Origin of the sequence: Pseudomonas sp. MYb193 (assembly GCF_002966775.1) — a bacterium.
Lineage (GTDB): Bacteria > Pseudomonadota > Gammaproteobacteria > Pseudomonadales > Pseudomonadaceae > Aquipseudomonas > Aquipseudomonas paracarnis.
Window position 1 is genome coordinate 5,977,506 of record NZ_CP023269.1, and the last position, 15,137, is coordinate 5,992,642.

Sequence of the window (15,137 nt, forward strand, 5' to 3'; positions counted from 1 at the left end):
TGTCGGCTGACAGGCCCTCATCGCAGGCAAGCCAGCTCCCACATTAGGTTTTGCGTTGCGCTGTCAGTGGGCGGTGGCCTGCAGGCCGGCCAGCAGCAAGCGTTGATACAGGTCTTCCTTGATGCCCTCCGGCTTATCCAAGCGCATCCGCTTCAAATGCCCGGGAAACGCCTCCGGCTCCGGCGCGTCGAGTGCCGCCTTGCCCAACTCCAGAATTTCCGTGAGCTTGAATTTGCTCTTGAGCCAGTTCAGCGCCCGCAACAAGTCCCGCTCCTCATCCGTGAAGTCACTGCCCAGGGGGTATTCGGGAAACAAGCGACGGTGCCTGGCCTGAATCGCCTGAAGCCGCTGCGGCGTGTTGTCGGCAAAACGCGGATCCAACTGGAAATCCTTGGGCAGTTTGCCGGCCTTTTGCGCCTGCTCAATCAAGTCGTGCTGGAACCTTGAGTCAGTGATGTTCAGCAACGCTTCGATCACCTTGGCATCCGTCTGACCGCGCAAGTCGGCAATACCGTATTCGGTAATGACGATATCCCGCAGGTGCCGGGGAATGGTGCAGTGGCCGTACTCCCAGACGATATTGGAACTGACCTCACCCGCCGACTCACGCCAGCTGCGCAAAATCAGGATTGAGCGTGCACCTTCCAGCGCATGCCCCTGGGCCACAAAATTGTATTGCCCGCCCACACCACTGAGCACGCGACCGTCTTCCAACTGATCAGCCACGCCAGCACCGAGCAAGGTGACCATGATGGCGCTGTTGATAAACCGCGCATCCAGGCGCTGCAGGCGCTTGAGTTCTTCCTGCCCGTACAGCTCGTTGATATAGCTGATGCGGGTCATGTTGAATGCCTGGCGCTTGGCGTGGGTCATTTCCTGCAGACGCTGGTAAAAGCTGCGCGGCCCCAGGAAGAAACCGCCATGGATCGACACGCCATCGGGCTGCGCCGCGTCGTCCAGGGTGCCCGCGTTGGCCTGCATCTGGGTCGCCACATCCGGGTAGACCTTGCGCCGCACGATCCCGGCATCGGCCAATACCAGCAAGCCGTTGACGAACATCTCGCTGCAACCGTAAAGGCCACGGGCAAACGGCTCAACGCCGCCTTCGCGGCTGATCAACGGCGCCCACTGGTACACATCCAGGTCGGTGAGCAACAGGCGATAGGCTTCGTTGTCGGCCTGGCGCGCCAGCAAGGCAGCCGTCAGTGCATCGCCCATGGAGCCGATGCCAATCTGCAACGTACCGCCATCACGCACCAGGGTGCTGGCATGCAGGCCGATAAAATGATCCTGAAAGCCCACCGGCATGTTCGGAGTGGAGAACAGCGTGGTGCTGTCTTTTTCATCCAGCAGGTAGTCGAACTCATCCATGCCCAACTCGGCATCGCCAGGCATGTAGGGCAAATCGCTATGGACCTGGCCAACGACCAGGATGGTCTCCCCGGCCGCGCGGCGCTTGGCGATCATGGGCATCAGGTCGAGGGTGATATCCGGGTTGCAGCTCAGGCTCAGGCGGTCGGGATGCTCGCTGCTACTGGCAACCAATTGCGCCACCAGGTTCAGGCCGGCGGCGTTGATGTCGCGGGCCGCATGGCTGTAGTTGCTGCTGACGTAATCCTGTTGCGCCGCGGCGCTGTGGAGCAAGCTGCCGGGCTGCATGAAGAATTGCTGCACACGGATATTCTTCGGCAGGCTGCCCTTGTGCAGGTCCGCGAGGAAATCCAGCTCGGGGTAGTCACCAAACACCCGCTCGATGAAGGGTTCGAGAAAGCGTTTCTGTAGACCGTCACCCTGCGTAGGCCGTCCCAGGCTCAGGGCGGTATAAAGCGTCAGCGCCCGTTCAGGCAACTGCGCGATGCGCCGGTACAGCGCGTTGACGAACAGGTTGGGCTTGCCCAGCCCCAGCGGCATGCCCATATGGATATGCGCCGGCAGGCGCTCCAGTACGTCGTCAACTGCTTGCTCGATTGAACACAACTGCACCATCCGACTGCTCCCGAACATTCCATGAATTAGGGGTTGGACCGAGCTTGCCGGGTCTTTGCTGCAATGAACAGCCTGAATACCAAATCGCGGGCACAAAAAAGCCGCTGGTAAGCGGCATTTTTGACGAAGATCGGCCGATTACAGCCCGGACATCTTCTTGATCGCACCCTTGAGGTCGTCATCCGAACAATCAGCGCAGGTGCCTTTGGGCGGCATGGCGTTGATACCGGTGATGGCCTTGGCCAGGATGCCATCGAGGCCACCTTGATGGTCGGCGCGTTCTTTCCATGCGGCGGTGTCGCCAATTTTTGGCGCACCCAAAAGGCCGCTGCCGTGGCACGCATTACAGTGCTTGGCGATGATCTCATCGGGGGTTTTCGCGCCGCCGCCGCCGGCTGCCACGGCAACTTCCATGCCCTTGCATTCCTGGCCCTGGACGCAAACCTGGCCCACAGGCTCCAGGCGCTTGGCAATGTCATCATTGGTCGCAGCTTGAGCGCTGACAGCCCATAGGGCCAGTACGGTTGCTGGTGCAGCCAGCATTTTCATAATTAGGTTCACGCGTTCACCCTCAATGGTGGCTATTCACGCCTGCGGCCACGGTTTCGCAGGCGGCGAAAGTATAACGGTTAGCCCGCCTGGCCGAAACAACCCTATTAAATAAAGGGAGATTCGGCCTCACGGTGTACAGCTGCGGGAACCTCTGCAACGCTGGCAGGGCGCCTCTATTCTTAAAAGTTCGCGGGTGTGGCTGCGCTGATTAGTCGCGCCGGCACGTCGAACGGATTGCGAAAACGATGAGGCCTGGTGCTTTCAAAGTAGTAGCTATCGCCCGCTTCGAGCACAAAAGTTTCAAGACCGACCACCAACTCCAGGCGCCCTTCCACCAGAATTCCGGTTTCTTCGCCTTCATGGGTGAGCATTTCTTCGCCCGTGTCGGCACCCGGAGGGTAGATTTCATTGAGAAATGCGATGGCCCGGCTTGGGCGCGCCCGGCCCACCAGTTTCATGGTGACGGCACCGTCAGAGATGTCGATCAGCTCATTGGCTTTATAGACGATCTGCGTCGGTATTTCCTGGAGCACTTCTTCGGAGAAGAACTCGACCATGGACATGGGGATACCGCCCAACACCTTGCGCAGGGAGCTGATCGAGGGGCTGACGCTGTTTTTCTCGATCATCGAAATGGTGCTGTTGGTGACGCCCGCACGCTTGGCGAGCTCACGCTGGGAAAGACCTTTGAGTTTACGGATGGATTGCAGTCGTTCGCCGACGTCCAATGCAGGAGCCTCCTAGGATTCAGGCTTTGTTGTAATTGAGCGTTATCATGGCGACAGCGTTCAGTATTTACAACACTTGGGCCTAAATCCCGGTGTACTCGGTTCGTTGCCGGCGGCTAAGCGCCGCTATAGAGCCTTGGCACTCGGCGCAGATTGCAGAAAATCTGATAGGGGATGGTCTCGGCGGCCACGGCAACATCACTGGCGAGGATGTGCTTGCCCCACAACTCTACGGTGGAACCAAGGCCCGCCTGGGGCAAGTCGGTGAGGTCGACACACAGCATGTCCATGGACACGCGCCCCAGCAGTCGGCTGCGCTGGCCAGCGACCAGCACCGGTGTGCCGGTGGGCGCATGACGTGGGTAACCGTCGGCATAGCCCATGGCAACCACGCCGATGCGCATCGGCTTGGGCGTGACGAACCTGGCGCCATAGCCCACCGGCTCACCGGCTGGCAACTCGCGCACGCAGATGACTTTGGACTCCAGGGTCATCACCGGCTGCAAGCGCGCGGCGAGGGCCTGGTCTTCGCCAAAGGGCGTTGCGCCGTAAAGCATGATACCGGGGCGCACCCAGTCGCTGGCCACGCTCGGCCAGCCCAATACAGACGGTGAGTTGCGCAGGCTGACCTCAGCCGCCAGCCCCTGGCGCGCCGCCTCAAACACCGTTACTTGTTCGTTGCTGCTGACGCAATCGAGCTCATCGGCGCGGGCAAAATGGCTCATCAGCACGATTTTCGCCACTTTGCCACTCGCCAGCAGGCGCTGATACGCCTCCTGGTAATCCTTGGGGTGCAGGCCCACACGGTGCATGCCCGAGTCCAGCTTCAGCCACACTGTCAGCGGCTTGCTCAAACGAGCTTGCTCGATGGCTTCCAACTGCCACAACGAATGCACCACGCACCACAAATCCTGCTCGATGATCAGCGGCAACTCGTCGGCTTCGAAAAAACCTTCCAGCAGCAACACCGGGGCACGAATGCCGGCGGCGCGCAGTTCCAGCGCTTCCTCGATGCACGCCACCGCGAACCCGTCGGCTTGCGCCTCCAGTGCCTGGGCCACGGGCACCGCGCCATGGCCGTAGGCATCGGCCTTGATCACGGCGAGGGCCTTGGCCCCGGTGACTTCTCGGGCCAATTGGTAGTTATGGCGCAGGGCTTGGAGATCGATCAGGGCACGGGCTGGACGCATGGCGGCAGGCTTCTAGGCAGCAAAGTCAATAAAAAACCGGTGCCGACCAACAACGTCGGCACCGGGAGAGGGATCATTGTTAAGGCAGCGCAGCCACGACAGACAGCTCTACCAGAATCTCGGGTTCGCACAGCTTGGCTTGGACCGTGGCGCGGGCCGGGGCGACGCCTTTAGGCAGCCATTTGTCCCATACCGCGTTCATCAAAGCGAAGTCGGCGTCGATGTCCTTCAGGTAGATCGTTACCGACAGCAACTTGGACTTGTCGGTACCGGCAAGGTCCAGCAAGCGCTCGATATTGACCAGGGTTTCACGGGTCTGCTGCTCAATCCCGGCGCTCATGTCGTCGCCAACTTGCCCTGCCAGGTACACGGTACCGCTGTGGACAACGATCTGGCTCATGCGCTCATTGGTGAGCTGGCGCTGGATTGACATGTTGTGCGGACTCCTGGTGGTTGCCATAACGGGAAATATCGAGGCCTGCGGCGCTGATCTGCGGCGTTTTTTTCGCCATCAGGTCGGCCAGCAAGCGACCGGAACCACAAGCCATGGTCCAACCGAGGGTACCGTGGCCCGTGTTCAGGAACAGGTTCTTGAACGGCGTGGCACCCACAATCGGAGTGCCGTCCGGGGTGGTCGGGCGCAGGCCGGTCCAGAAACTGGCTTGGGCCAGATCGCCGCCCTGAGGATAAAGGTCGTTGACGATCATCTCCAGGGTTTCGCGTCGCCGCGGGTTCAGCGACAGGTCAAAACCGGCTATTTCAGCCATGCCACCGACGCGAATGCGGTTGTCGAAACGGGTGATCGCGACTTTGTAGGTCTCATCGAGAATGGTCGAGGTCGGCGCCATTGCCGGGTTGGTGATCGGCACAGTCAGCGAATAACCCTTGAGCGGGTACACCGGCGCCTTGATCCCCAATGGCTTGAGCAACTTGGGCGAGTAACTGCCGAGGGCCAGTACATAGCGGTCGGCAGTTTCCAGCTTGCCGTCGATCAGCACACCGTTGATGCGGTCGCCTGCGTAGTCCAGGCGCTGGATGTCTTGTTCGAAGCGGAATTCCACGCCCAATTGTTTGCACATTTCGACCAGGCGCGTGGTGAACATCTGGCAATCGCCCGTCTGGTCGTTGGGCAGGCGCAAGGCACCCGCGAGGATATCGGTGACGCTGGCCAGGGCCGGTTCAACCCGGGCAATGCCGGCTCGGTCGAGCAATTCGAATGGCACGCCGGACTCTTTCAGCACGGCGATGTCCTTGGCGGCGCCATCGAGCTGGGCCTGGGTGCGGAACAGTTGGGTAGTCCCGAGGCTGCGCCCTTCGTAGGCAATGCCGGTCTCGGCGCGCAATTCGTCGAGGCAGTCGCGGCTGTACTCGGACAGGCGCACCATGCGTTCCTTGTTCACCGCGTAGCGGCTGGCCGTGCAGTTGCGCAGCATCTGCGCCATCCACAGGTATTGGTCGATATCGGCAGTGGCCTTGATCGCCAGCGGCGCGTGGCGCTGAAGCAGCCATTTGATGGCCTTGAGCGGCACACCCGGCGCGGCCCATGGCGAGGCGTAGCCAGGGGACACCTGACCGGCGTTGGCGAAACTGGTTTCCATGGCAGCGGCAGGCTGACGATCAACCACCACAACGTCGAAGCCGGCCCGCGCCAAATAGTAGGCACTGGTCACCCCAATGACGCCGCTACCCAAGACCAGAACGCGCATTTTTATATCCTCATCGCGGGCTCAGCCGCTGACGTGTGTTATTCGAGCAATGATGGGCGCAGTGTAAAAAACAATCGGCAGTGCATTTCACTATATAAATGCCTATATTTGGCGACAATTCTTGGCAAAAACCCTTTTGACAGAGGCGTATCCCCTATGCGTACCAACACCCAGACCAAGCGGGAGCTGGACAAGATCGACCGCAATATCCTGCGCATCCTGCAAACCGACGGGCGCATCTCGTTCACGGAGCTGGGGGAAAAGGTCGGGCTGTCCACCACGCCCTGCACCGAGCGCGTGCGGCGCCTGGAGCGCGAAGGGATCATCATGGGCTACAACGCACGGCTCAATCCCCAGCATTTGAAGGGCAGTTTGCTGGTATTTGTCGAGATCAGCCTGGATTACAAGTCGGGTGACACCTTTGAAGAATTTCGCCGAGCCGTGCTGAAACTGCCTCACGTGCTGGAGTGCCATCTGGTGTCGGGTGATTTCGACTACCTGGTGAAAGCGCGAATCTCGGAGATGGCTTCGTACCGCAAATTGCTGGGCGATATCCTGCTCAAACTCCCTCATGTGCGGGAATCCAAGAGCTATATCGTGATGGAAGAGGTGAAAGAGAGCCTGAACCTGCCGATCCCTGACTGACCCACTGACACAACACGGTCAAATGTGGGAGCAGGCAAGCCAGCTCCCACAGTTTTAACCGAGTACATCCGCTAGACCAGCACCTGCCGGGTACTCGCCATGTACTCATGAATCTGCTTCTCCACCCGCGGATGAATCAGCTCCACTGGCCGGCGGCCATTAGGGCACGGCAAGGTCTTGGTGGTGCCGAACAGGCGACAGATCAGCGGCCGCTCGTCATACACGGTGCAACCCTTGGGCCCCAGGTGCACGCAGTTCAGCTCGTCCATCGCCGCCTCTTGCTCGGCAGCGGTCTTGCGCGGCAGGCGCGACATTTCCTCAGGTGAAGTGGTCACCGGCCCACAGCAGTCGTGGCAACCGGGGACGCACTCGAACGAAGGAATCTGGCGACGCAGCGCGCTGATTTTCTGACTGTTGCAACTCATCGAAACCCATACCGAACGGCGAATAGACGTGGATTCTGACGCAAAACGCCCCGCGCAGACAGCGTCGTGCGACCCCTGTATCCTGCGTCAAATTTTCCAGACAGGGAGGTTCCCCATGACCGCCAGCGCCCGGCACACCGCTTCCTACTACGCCGCCAGCAGCGTGCCGCAACCGGATTACCCGACGCTGACGGGTGAGGTGAACGCCGATGTCTGTGTGATCGGCGGGGGTTTCTCCGGGCTCAACACCGCCCTGGAATTGGCCGAGCGCGGCTTTCACGTGGTGTTGCTGGAGGCGCGCAAGATCGGCTGGGGCGCCAGCGGACGCAATGGCGGCCAGTTGATTCGCGGTGTCGGCCACGGGCTGGATCAGTTCACCCAGGTGATCGGCAGCGACGGCGTGCGCCAGATGAAGCTGATGGGCCTGGAAGCCGTGGAGATCGTGCGCGAGCGTGTGGAGCGCTTCCAGATCCCCTGTGACCTGACCTGGGGCTACTGCGACCTGGCCAACAAACCCCGCGACCTACAGGGCCTGGCCGAGGATGCCGAAGAGCTGCGCAGCCTGGGTTACCGCCACCAAGTGCGCCTGCTGCAAGCCAGCGAGATGGGCACGGTAATCGGCTCTGATCGCTATGTAGGCGGCATGATCGACATGGGTTCCGGCCATCTGCACCCGCTGAACCTGGCACTGGGTGAGGCTGCCGTTGCCCAGCAGCTGGGCGCGGCGCTGTACGAGCAATCCCAAGTGACCCGTATCGACTATGGCCCTGAGGTCAAGGTGCATACCGCCCAAGGCACTGTGCGCGCCAAGACCCTGGTACTGGCCTGCAACGCCTACCTGAACGGGCTCAACCCGAAACTGAGCGGCAAGGTGTTGCCCGCCGGCAGCTACATCATTGCCACCGAGCCCTTGAGCGAAGCGCAAGCCACCCGCCTGTTACCGCAGAACATGGCCGTGTGTGACCAGCGCGTGACGGTGGACTACTTCCGCCTGTCCGCCGACCGCCGCCTGTTGTTCGGCGGCGCCTGCCACTACTCCGGTCGAGACCCCAAGGACATCGGCGCCTACATGCGGCCGAAGATGCTGCAGGTATTCCCCCAATTGGCAGACGTGAAAATCGACTACCAATGGGGCGGCATGATCGGCATCGGCGCCAACCGCCTGCCGCAGATTGGCCGCCTGGCCGATCAACCCAACGTGTATTACGCCCAGGCCTATGCCGGCCACGGCCTCAACGCCACACACCTGGCGGGCAAGCTGCTGGCCGAGGCCATCAGCGGCCAGCAACAGGGGCGTTTCGATCTGTTCGCTCAGGTGCCACACATCACCTTCCCCGGCGGTAAACACCTGCGTTCGCCGCTGCTGGCACTGGGGATGCTCTGGCACCGCCTCAAAGAACTGCTCTGATCAATCGCGCCAGAAGGGTTTCAAACCCTCACGGCGCGCCTGCTCGGCGGTCAGCCCGATGTCGCGTAACTGCTCGCGGCTCAGGTCCAGCAGGGCCTTGCGCGTATGGCGACGGCGCCAGAACAGACTCCAGCGGCCAGGCGCCGAGGCAGTGATCACCTGCTCCTGCGCCACGTCCAGTTCCTGACTGCGTAACGCCAGCCGTACATCGCTCATGCCGCTCATTTGACTGCCCCTCATTGGCCTGTTGTCTTGAGTGATCAGCATGCGCGGGCGGCCAGAACCATTACAGATTCAGCCAACTTTTAATAAATACATACAGATGCTGCCTCTGCGTGGCTGAATCCTGTATTTTCCCCCTATCTGTACTGGTCCCTCGGGAGCGACCACCATGACCCTTTACGTCAACCTCGCCGAATTGCTCGGCACCCGTATTGAACAGGGCTTCTATCGTCCGGGCGATCGACTGCCCTCGGTGCGGGCCTTGAGTGTGGAACATGGGGTGAGCCTGAGCACCGTGCAGCAGGCGTATCGGTTGCTCGAAGACAACGGCCTGGCGATGCCCAAGCCCAAGTCGGGCTATTTTGTTCCGGTGGGCCGTGAACTGCCGGCACTGCCCGAGATAGGCCGCCCGGCCCAACGACCAGTGGAAATCTCCCAATGGGACCTGGTGCTGGAACTGATTCGTGCGGTACCGCGCAAAGACGTCATACAGATGGGCCGAGGCATGCCGGATGTATTGTCGCCTACCTTGAAGCCGCTGCTGCGTAGCCTCGCCCGTGTCAGCCGGCGCCAAGACCTGCCGGGGCTGTATTACGACAATATCCTCGGCTGTATGGAACTGCGTGAGCAAATCGCCCGGCTGTCATTGGACTCCGGCTGCCAACTGAGCGCCGAAGACATCGTGATCACCACCGGTTGCCACGAAGCCCTCTCCGCCAGCATTCACGCGATTTGTGAGCCCGGCGATATCGTCGCGGTGGATTCGCCCAGCTTCCACGGCGCCATGCAGACCCTCAAGGGCCTGGGCATGAAAGCCCTGGAAATCCCCACCGACCCGCTCACCGGCATCAGCCTGGAGGCCTTGGAACTGGCGCTGGAACAGTGGCCGATCAAAGTCATCCAGCTCACCCCAAACTGCAACAACCCCTTGGGCTACATCATGCCGGAAGCCCGTAAACGCGCCTTGCTGACCCTGGCCCAGCGCTTTGACGTGGCGATTATCGAAGACGATGTGTATGGCGAGCTGGCCTACAGCTACCCACGCCCGCGCACCATCAAATCCTTCGATGAAGACGGCCGTGTGCTGCTGTGCAGCTCGTTCTCCAAAACCCTGGCGCCCGGCCTGCGCATTGGTTGGGTAGCACCGGGACGCTATCTGGAGCGGGTGCTGCACATGAAATACATCAGCACCGGTTCTACAGCCACACAGCCGCAGATTGCCATTGCCGAATTCCTCAAAGGCGGTCATTTCGAGCCTCATTTACGTAGGATGCGTACCCAATACCAGCGTAATCGCGACTTGATGCTTGATTGGGTCAGCCGTTATTTCCCCGCTGGCACGCGCGCCAGCCGGCCCCAGGGCAGCTTCATGCTATGGATTGAGCTGCCGGAGGGCTTCGACACCTTGAAGCTAAACCGCGTGCTGGTGGAACAAGGTGTACAGGTGGCGGTAGGCAGTATCTTCTCCGCCTCCGGCAAGTACCGTAACTGCTTGCGCATGAACTACGCTGCCAAACCAACGCCGCAGATTGAAGAGGCCGTGCGCAAGGTAGGTGCCGCTGCACGCAAGATGCTGCAAGAGACGGCGGACTGACCTTTCCCGAGCAAATGCCGTCATATGCCACAACCGCCCTGACCTGGAAGCAGTTTCCTTGATGATTCGACGGCTTTTACCGTTTTTCCTGCTGGGCGCCCTGGCCCTGGGCGGCTGCGCCACGGTCGACACCCCGCGCGTCCCAAGCGATGCCCTGCCGGCGAAGGACTCCTCGTTCGGTCGCTCGATCCAGGCCCAGGCCGCCCCCTACCAAGGACGCTCAGGCTTCCGCTTGCTGCCCAACAGCAGTGAGGCTTTCATGGCTCGCGCCGAGTTGATTCGCAACGCCCAGACCAGCCTCGACTTGCAGTACTACATCGTGCACGACGGCATCAGCACACGCATGCTTGTGGACGAACTGCTCAAGGCCGCCGACCGCGGGGTGCGCGTGCGGATTTTGCTGGACGACACCACCAGTGATGGCCTCGACCAGATCATCGCCACCCTCGCCGCCCATCCCAAGGTGCAGATACGCCTGTTCAACCCGCTGCATCTGGGCCGTAGCACCGGCGTCACGCGCGCCATGGGCCGTGTATTCAACCTGTCACTGCAACACCGGCGCATGCATAACAAGCTGTGGCTGGCCGATAACAGCGTGGCCATCGTTGGCGGGCGCAATCTGGGCGACGAGTATTTCGACGCCGAACCGAACCTGAATTTCACCGATATCGACATGCTCAGCGTCGGGCCGGTGGCCGAGCAATTGGGTCACAGCTTCGACCAGTACTGGAACAGCGCCTTGAGCAAACCTATCGATGACTTCGTCTCGAACAAACCCTCCAAAGTCGACCTCGCCGTCGCCCGCGGGCGCCTTGAAGCCTCCCTGGCTCAGTCCCGTCAGCAGAACCACACGCTGTATAACCGCCTGCGCACTTACCAGACCCAGCCCCGCATGGACATCTGGCGCCGCGAGTTGATCTGGGCCTGGAACCAGGCGCTGTGGGACGCGCCGAGCAAGGTACTGGCCAAGGCCGACCCCGACCCCCGACTGCTGCTGACCACTCAGCTGGCGCCAGAGCTGGCGGGTGTCAGCCATGAGCTGATCATGATTTCGGCTTACTTCGTACCGGGCCAACCTGGGCTGGTCTACCTCACAGGGCGTGCCGATGCGGGTGTTTCGGTGCGCCTGCTGACCAACGCCCTCGAAGCCACCGACGTACCGGCCGTGCACGGCGGTTATGCGCCGTATCGCAAGGCGCTGCTGGAGCACGGGGTAAAGCTCTATGAGCTGCGCCGGCAACCGGGCGACCCCAGCGCAAGCAGCGGCCCGCACCTGTTTCGGCATGGCAGCTTGCGCGGCTCGGACTCCAGCCTGCACAGCAAGGCGATGATCTTCGACCGAGAAAAGTCGTTTATCGGCTCGTTCAATTTCGACCCGCGCTCAGTGTTGTGGAATACCGAAGTCGGCGTACTGGTGGACAGCCCAGAGCTGGCCGAACACGTGCGCAACCTGGCGCTGGAAGGTATGGCGCCGGCGTTGAGCTATGAGGCCAAACTGCAGGACGGCCAAGTGGTGTGGGTGACAGAAGACAACGGCCAGATGCACACCCTGACCCGCGAACCGGGCAGTTGGTGGAGACGGTTCAATGCCTGGTTCGCCACACGCGTTGGCCTGGAACGCATGCTCTAAAAAACACTGCACATCACCTGTGGGAGCCGGGCTTGCCCGCGATAGCGGTGTGCCAGGTAACACATAAGCGACGGGCAACCCGTTATCGCAGGCAAGCCAGCTCCCACAATTGATTGCATTTCGAGGTCAGGCCGGCTGCGTAGCGCCGAAAGCCCCCTGGCGCAGCAACAGCACCACCAACCCCAGCGCCCCGGCCGCCATCAACAGCGCCAGCGCATGCCCGCTGATCCACTGGCTGCCCGCCCCCGCCACCAACGGCCCGATCAGACAGCCAATACCCCACAGCTGCGCCACGTGAGCGTTGGCACGCACCAACGCATCGTCGCGGTAGCGCTCGCCAATCAAAATCAGCGACAAGGTGAACAACCCACCGGCACTGGCACCGAACAGCACCCACACCGGCCAGATCAGCAACGTGTGCATCAATAACGGCACCGCCAGGCTCGACGCCAGCAACAGCAGTGCACAGGCCAGAAACAGGGTACGTCGCGGCAGATAGTCGGCCAGCGCGCCAATGGGCAATTGCAGCAACGCATCGCCCACCACCACCGTGCTGACCATCGCCAAGGCGATCTCGGCAGTAAAACCCTGCTGCAGGCAGTACACCGGCAACAGCGTCAGGATCATCGCTTCAAACGCAGCAAACAACGCCACGGCCCAGGCAATCGCCGGCAGGCCCAGGCAAAAGCGCCACAGGTCGCCAAAGGTCACGCTGAACGAATCCGCCGTCGGCGCGCCGGTACGTCCCAGCAATAGCAGCGGCGCCAGCACCAAAAGGCCCGCGCCGACCCAGAATCCGTAGTCATGGTCGGTGCCAATCAGGCCCAACAGCAACGGCCCCGACAGTTGGCTCAAGGCATAACTGCAGCCGTAGAGCGCCACCAGGCGGCCACGCCACTGCTCGACCACCAATTGGTTGATCCAGCTTTCACCCAGGATAAATACGATGGTCAGGATCACCCCGATCATCAGCCTGAGCACCAACCACACCGGGTAGCTGGGCAGGATCGCCAGCAAGCCGATGGACGCCGCACCGGCCCACAGGCACAGGCGCATCAGGTTGGCAGTGCCGAGCCAGGACGCCATGCGGCTGGAGACCTTGGCCCCCAGCAGTACGCCGAATGCCGGCATCGCCGCCATCACGCCAATGGCGAAACTGCCATAACCCCAGCCTTCAAGACGCAGGGATACCAACGGCATGCTGACACCCAGGGCCAGGCCAACGCTGAGTACCGACGCCAGCACGGCGAAATAAGTCGCCCAACGCATTGCCACGCTCCTGTGGATAATTCTGGTTCGCAAAACGAACTGTAGAAGCGAGCTTATGTGGGAGCCGGCTTGCCTGCGATACAGCCTCGGTGTGTCAGCCACACCTCAGTGATGCTATCGCAGGCAAGCCAGCTCCCACACAGGCTCGCTCCTACAGGGGGGATCAGCCGTGTTGCTTAGAGCTTGATCCAGGTCGCCTTCAGCTCGGTGTACTTGTCGAATGCATGCAGCGACTTGTCGCGGCCATTACCCGACTGCTTGAAACCACCGAACGGTGCAGTCATGTCGCCGCCGTCGTACTGGTTAACCCACACGCTGCCGGCGCGCAGAGCCTTGGCCGTCAGGTGTGCCTTGGAGATATCCGCCGTCCACACCGCCGCAGCCAGGCCGTATTGGGTGTCGTTGGCGATCGCGATGGCTTCTTCGGCGCTGTCGAAAGTGATCACCGACAGGACCGGGCCAAAGATCTCTTCCTGGGCGATCTTCATGGCATTGGTCACGCCGTCGAAAATCGTCGGCTCGACGTAGGTGCCGCCGGACTCTTCCAAGGTGCGCTTGCCACCCGCGACCAGCTTGGCGCCATCGGCGTGGCCAGCTTCAATGTACGAAAGCACGGTGTTCATCTGCTGCGTATCCACCAATGCACCCACAGTGGTGGCTGGGTCCAGTGGGTTGCCGGGTTTCCAGCCCTTGAGGGCCTCGATCACCAGCGGCAGGAAGGTGTCCTTGATCGAGCGCTCGACCAGCAGGCGCGAGCCGGCGGTGCAGACTTCGCCCTGGTTGAAGGCAATCGCACTGGCGGCAGATTCGGCCGCCGCTTGCAGATTCGGCGCGTCGGCAAACACGATGTTCGGGCTCTTGCCGCCAGCCTCCAGCCAGACACGCTTCATGTTCGATTCGCCGGAGCGGATCAACAGTTGCTTGGCGATCTTGGTCGAGCCCGTGAACACCAGGGTATCGACGTCCATATGCACCGCCAGAGCATTACCTACCGTGTGGCCATAGCCAGGCAGCACGTTGAACACGCCTTTTGGAATACCAGCCTCAACGGCCAACGCGGCGATGCGGATGGCGGTGAGCGGGGACTTTTCGGACGGCTTCAGGATGACAGAGTTGCCGGTGGACAGCGCCGGGCCGAGTTTCCAGCAGGCCATCATCAACGGGAAGTTCCACGGCACGATGGCGCCAACGACACCGACGGGCTCGCGGGTCACCAGGCCCAGTTGATCGTGGGGCGTGGCGGCGACTTCGTCGTAGATCTTGTCGATCGCCTCGCCGCTCCAGCTCAGGGCTTGCGCCGCGCCGGGGACGTCGATGTTCAGGGAATCGCTGATGGGTTTGCCCATGTCCAGGGTTTCGAGCAGCGCCAGCTCTTCGGCGTTAGCCTTGAGCAGCGCGGCGAAACGGATCATGACGGACTTGCGCTTGGCCGGCGCCAGGCGCGACCACACACCGGAATTGAAGGTGGCACGCGCATTTTCCACAGCGCGCTGGGCGTCGCTGGCATCACAGCTGGCGACAGTGGCCAGCAAGCGCCCATCCACCGGGCTGATGCATTCGAAGGTGTCACCGGAAACGGCGGCGGTGTATTCGCCATTGATATAGGCGCGGCCTTCGATTTTCAGAGCCTTGGCGCGTTGTTCCCAGTCGGCACGGGTCAGGGTGGTCATGCGAGTGTCCTCCTCTTATTGAATACAAGGGCCTGGGAGGTTTATCCCGGCGCCATCACGAATGCTTGCCCGGCCAGCCTGCTGTTCGGCTCAAGGCAACTGCCACCCTAAA

14 protein-coding genes are annotated in these 15,137 nt (G+C 61.4%); 4 read left to right on the forward strand and 10 right to left on the reverse strand.

Annotated elements, in window-relative coordinates; translation table 11 throughout:
* Window positions 1-63: 63 nt before the first annotated feature.
* The 6 genes from CLM72_RS27565 to dadA form a co-directional block, all read right to left on the reverse strand.
* The gene (locus CLM72_RS27565) at window positions 64-1,986 is read right to left on the reverse strand and encodes an acetyl-CoA hydrolase/transferase C-terminal domain-containing protein (RefSeq protein WP_105228953.1); all 1,923 of its coding nucleotides are present in this window, start codon (window positions 1,984-1,986) and stop codon (window positions 64-66) included.
* 138 nt (window positions 1,987-2,124) lie between these two features.
* Window positions 2,125-2,535: a cytochrome c5 family protein gene (locus CLM72_RS27570; protein WP_034129081.1), complete on the reverse strand. Its 411-nt coding sequence runs from the start codon at window positions 2,533-2,535 to the stop codon at window positions 2,125-2,127.
* Window positions 2,536-2,717: 182 nt separating this feature from the next.
* The gene (locus tag CLM72_RS27575) at window positions 2,718-3,266 is read right to left on the reverse strand and encodes a cupin domain-containing protein (protein WP_014720470.1); all 549 of its coding nucleotides are present in this window, start codon (window positions 3,264-3,266) and stop codon (window positions 2,718-2,720) included.
* A gap of 116 nt (window positions 3,267-3,382) precedes the next feature.
* Entirely contained in the window at window positions 3,383-4,456 is a 1,074-nt protein-coding gene (gene alr, locus CLM72_RS27580; protein ID WP_105228954.1) for an alanine racemase, read from the reverse strand.
* Window positions 4,457-4,535: 79 nt separating this feature from the next.
* The gene (locus CLM72_RS27585; RefSeq protein WP_105228955.1) at window positions 4,536-4,889 is read right to left on the reverse strand and encodes a RidA family protein; all 354 of its coding nucleotides are present in this window, start codon (window positions 4,887-4,889) and stop codon (window positions 4,536-4,538) included.
* Window positions 4,861-6,162 carry a D-amino acid dehydrogenase gene (gene dadA, locus CLM72_RS27590; protein ID WP_054896021.1) on the reverse strand — a complete coding sequence of 434 codons (1,302 nt, stop codon included), beginning with the start codon at window positions 6,160-6,162 and terminating at the stop codon, window positions 4,861-4,863. The genes CLM72_RS27585 and dadA overlap by 29 nt, the downstream gene beginning before the upstream one ends.
* Before the next feature lie 156 nt (window positions 6,163-6,318).
* Here dadA and CLM72_RS27595 point away from each other — a divergent pair, with 156 nt between their 5' ends.
* Window positions 6,319-6,807, forward strand: a complete 489-nt coding sequence (locus CLM72_RS27595) for an Lrp/AsnC ligand binding domain-containing protein (RefSeq protein WP_003176896.1) — start codon at window positions 6,319-6,321, stop codon at window positions 6,805-6,807.
* A gap of 71 nt (window positions 6,808-6,878) precedes the next feature.
* On the opposite strand, the gene CLM72_RS27600 is transcribed toward CLM72_RS27595, so the two are convergent.
* Window positions 6,879-7,232 carry a YkgJ family cysteine cluster protein gene (locus tag CLM72_RS27600; protein ID WP_003195461.1) on the reverse strand — a complete coding sequence of 118 codons (354 nt, stop codon included), beginning with the start codon at window positions 7,230-7,232 and terminating at the stop codon, window positions 6,879-6,881.
* Between the two features lie 115 nt (window positions 7,233-7,347).
* Between CLM72_RS27600 and CLM72_RS27605 the strand changes: the two genes are divergently transcribed.
* Window positions 7,348-8,640 (forward strand): FAD-binding oxidoreductase, encoded by a 1,293-nt coding sequence (locus tag CLM72_RS27605; protein WP_105228956.1) that lies wholly within the window; start codon window positions 7,348-7,350, stop codon window positions 8,638-8,640.
* Here CLM72_RS27605 and CLM72_RS27610 read toward each other — a convergent pair whose 3' ends face one another.
* The gene (locus CLM72_RS27610; protein WP_105228957.1) at window positions 8,641-8,865 is read right to left on the reverse strand and encodes a DUF1127 domain-containing protein; all 225 of its coding nucleotides are present in this window, start codon (window positions 8,863-8,865) and stop codon (window positions 8,641-8,643) included.
* Between the two features lie 166 nt (window positions 8,866-9,031).
* Here CLM72_RS27610 and CLM72_RS27615 point away from each other — a divergent pair, with 166 nt between their 5' ends.
* Together CLM72_RS27615 and CLM72_RS27620 are read left to right on the forward strand one after the other, a co-directional pair.
* Window positions 9,032-10,456 carry a PLP-dependent aminotransferase family protein gene (locus CLM72_RS27615; RefSeq protein WP_089041523.1) on the forward strand — a complete coding sequence of 475 codons (1,425 nt, stop codon included), beginning with the start codon at window positions 9,032-9,034 and terminating at the stop codon, window positions 10,454-10,456.
* Between the two features lie 61 nt (window positions 10,457-10,517).
* Complete coding sequence (locus tag CLM72_RS27620) at window positions 10,518-12,086, forward strand: phospholipase D family protein (protein ID WP_105228958.1); 1,569 nt, start codon at window positions 10,518-10,520, stop codon at window positions 12,084-12,086.
* A 126-nt stretch (window positions 12,087-12,212) separates the two neighbouring features.
* On the opposite strand, the gene CLM72_RS27625 is transcribed toward CLM72_RS27620, so the two are convergent.
* Both CLM72_RS27625 and CLM72_RS27630 read right to left on the reverse strand, forming a co-directional pair.
* Window positions 12,213-13,355, reverse strand: a complete 1,143-nt coding sequence (locus tag CLM72_RS27625; RefSeq protein WP_105228959.1) for an MFS transporter — start codon at window positions 13,353-13,355, stop codon at window positions 12,213-12,215.
* Between the two features lie 176 nt (window positions 13,356-13,531).
* Window positions 13,532-15,025, reverse strand: coding sequence for an aldehyde dehydrogenase (locus tag CLM72_RS27630; RefSeq protein ID WP_003195472.1), 1,494 nt, complete (start codon window positions 15,023-15,025; stop codon window positions 13,532-13,534).
* Window positions 15,026-15,137: the final 112 nt, after the last annotated feature.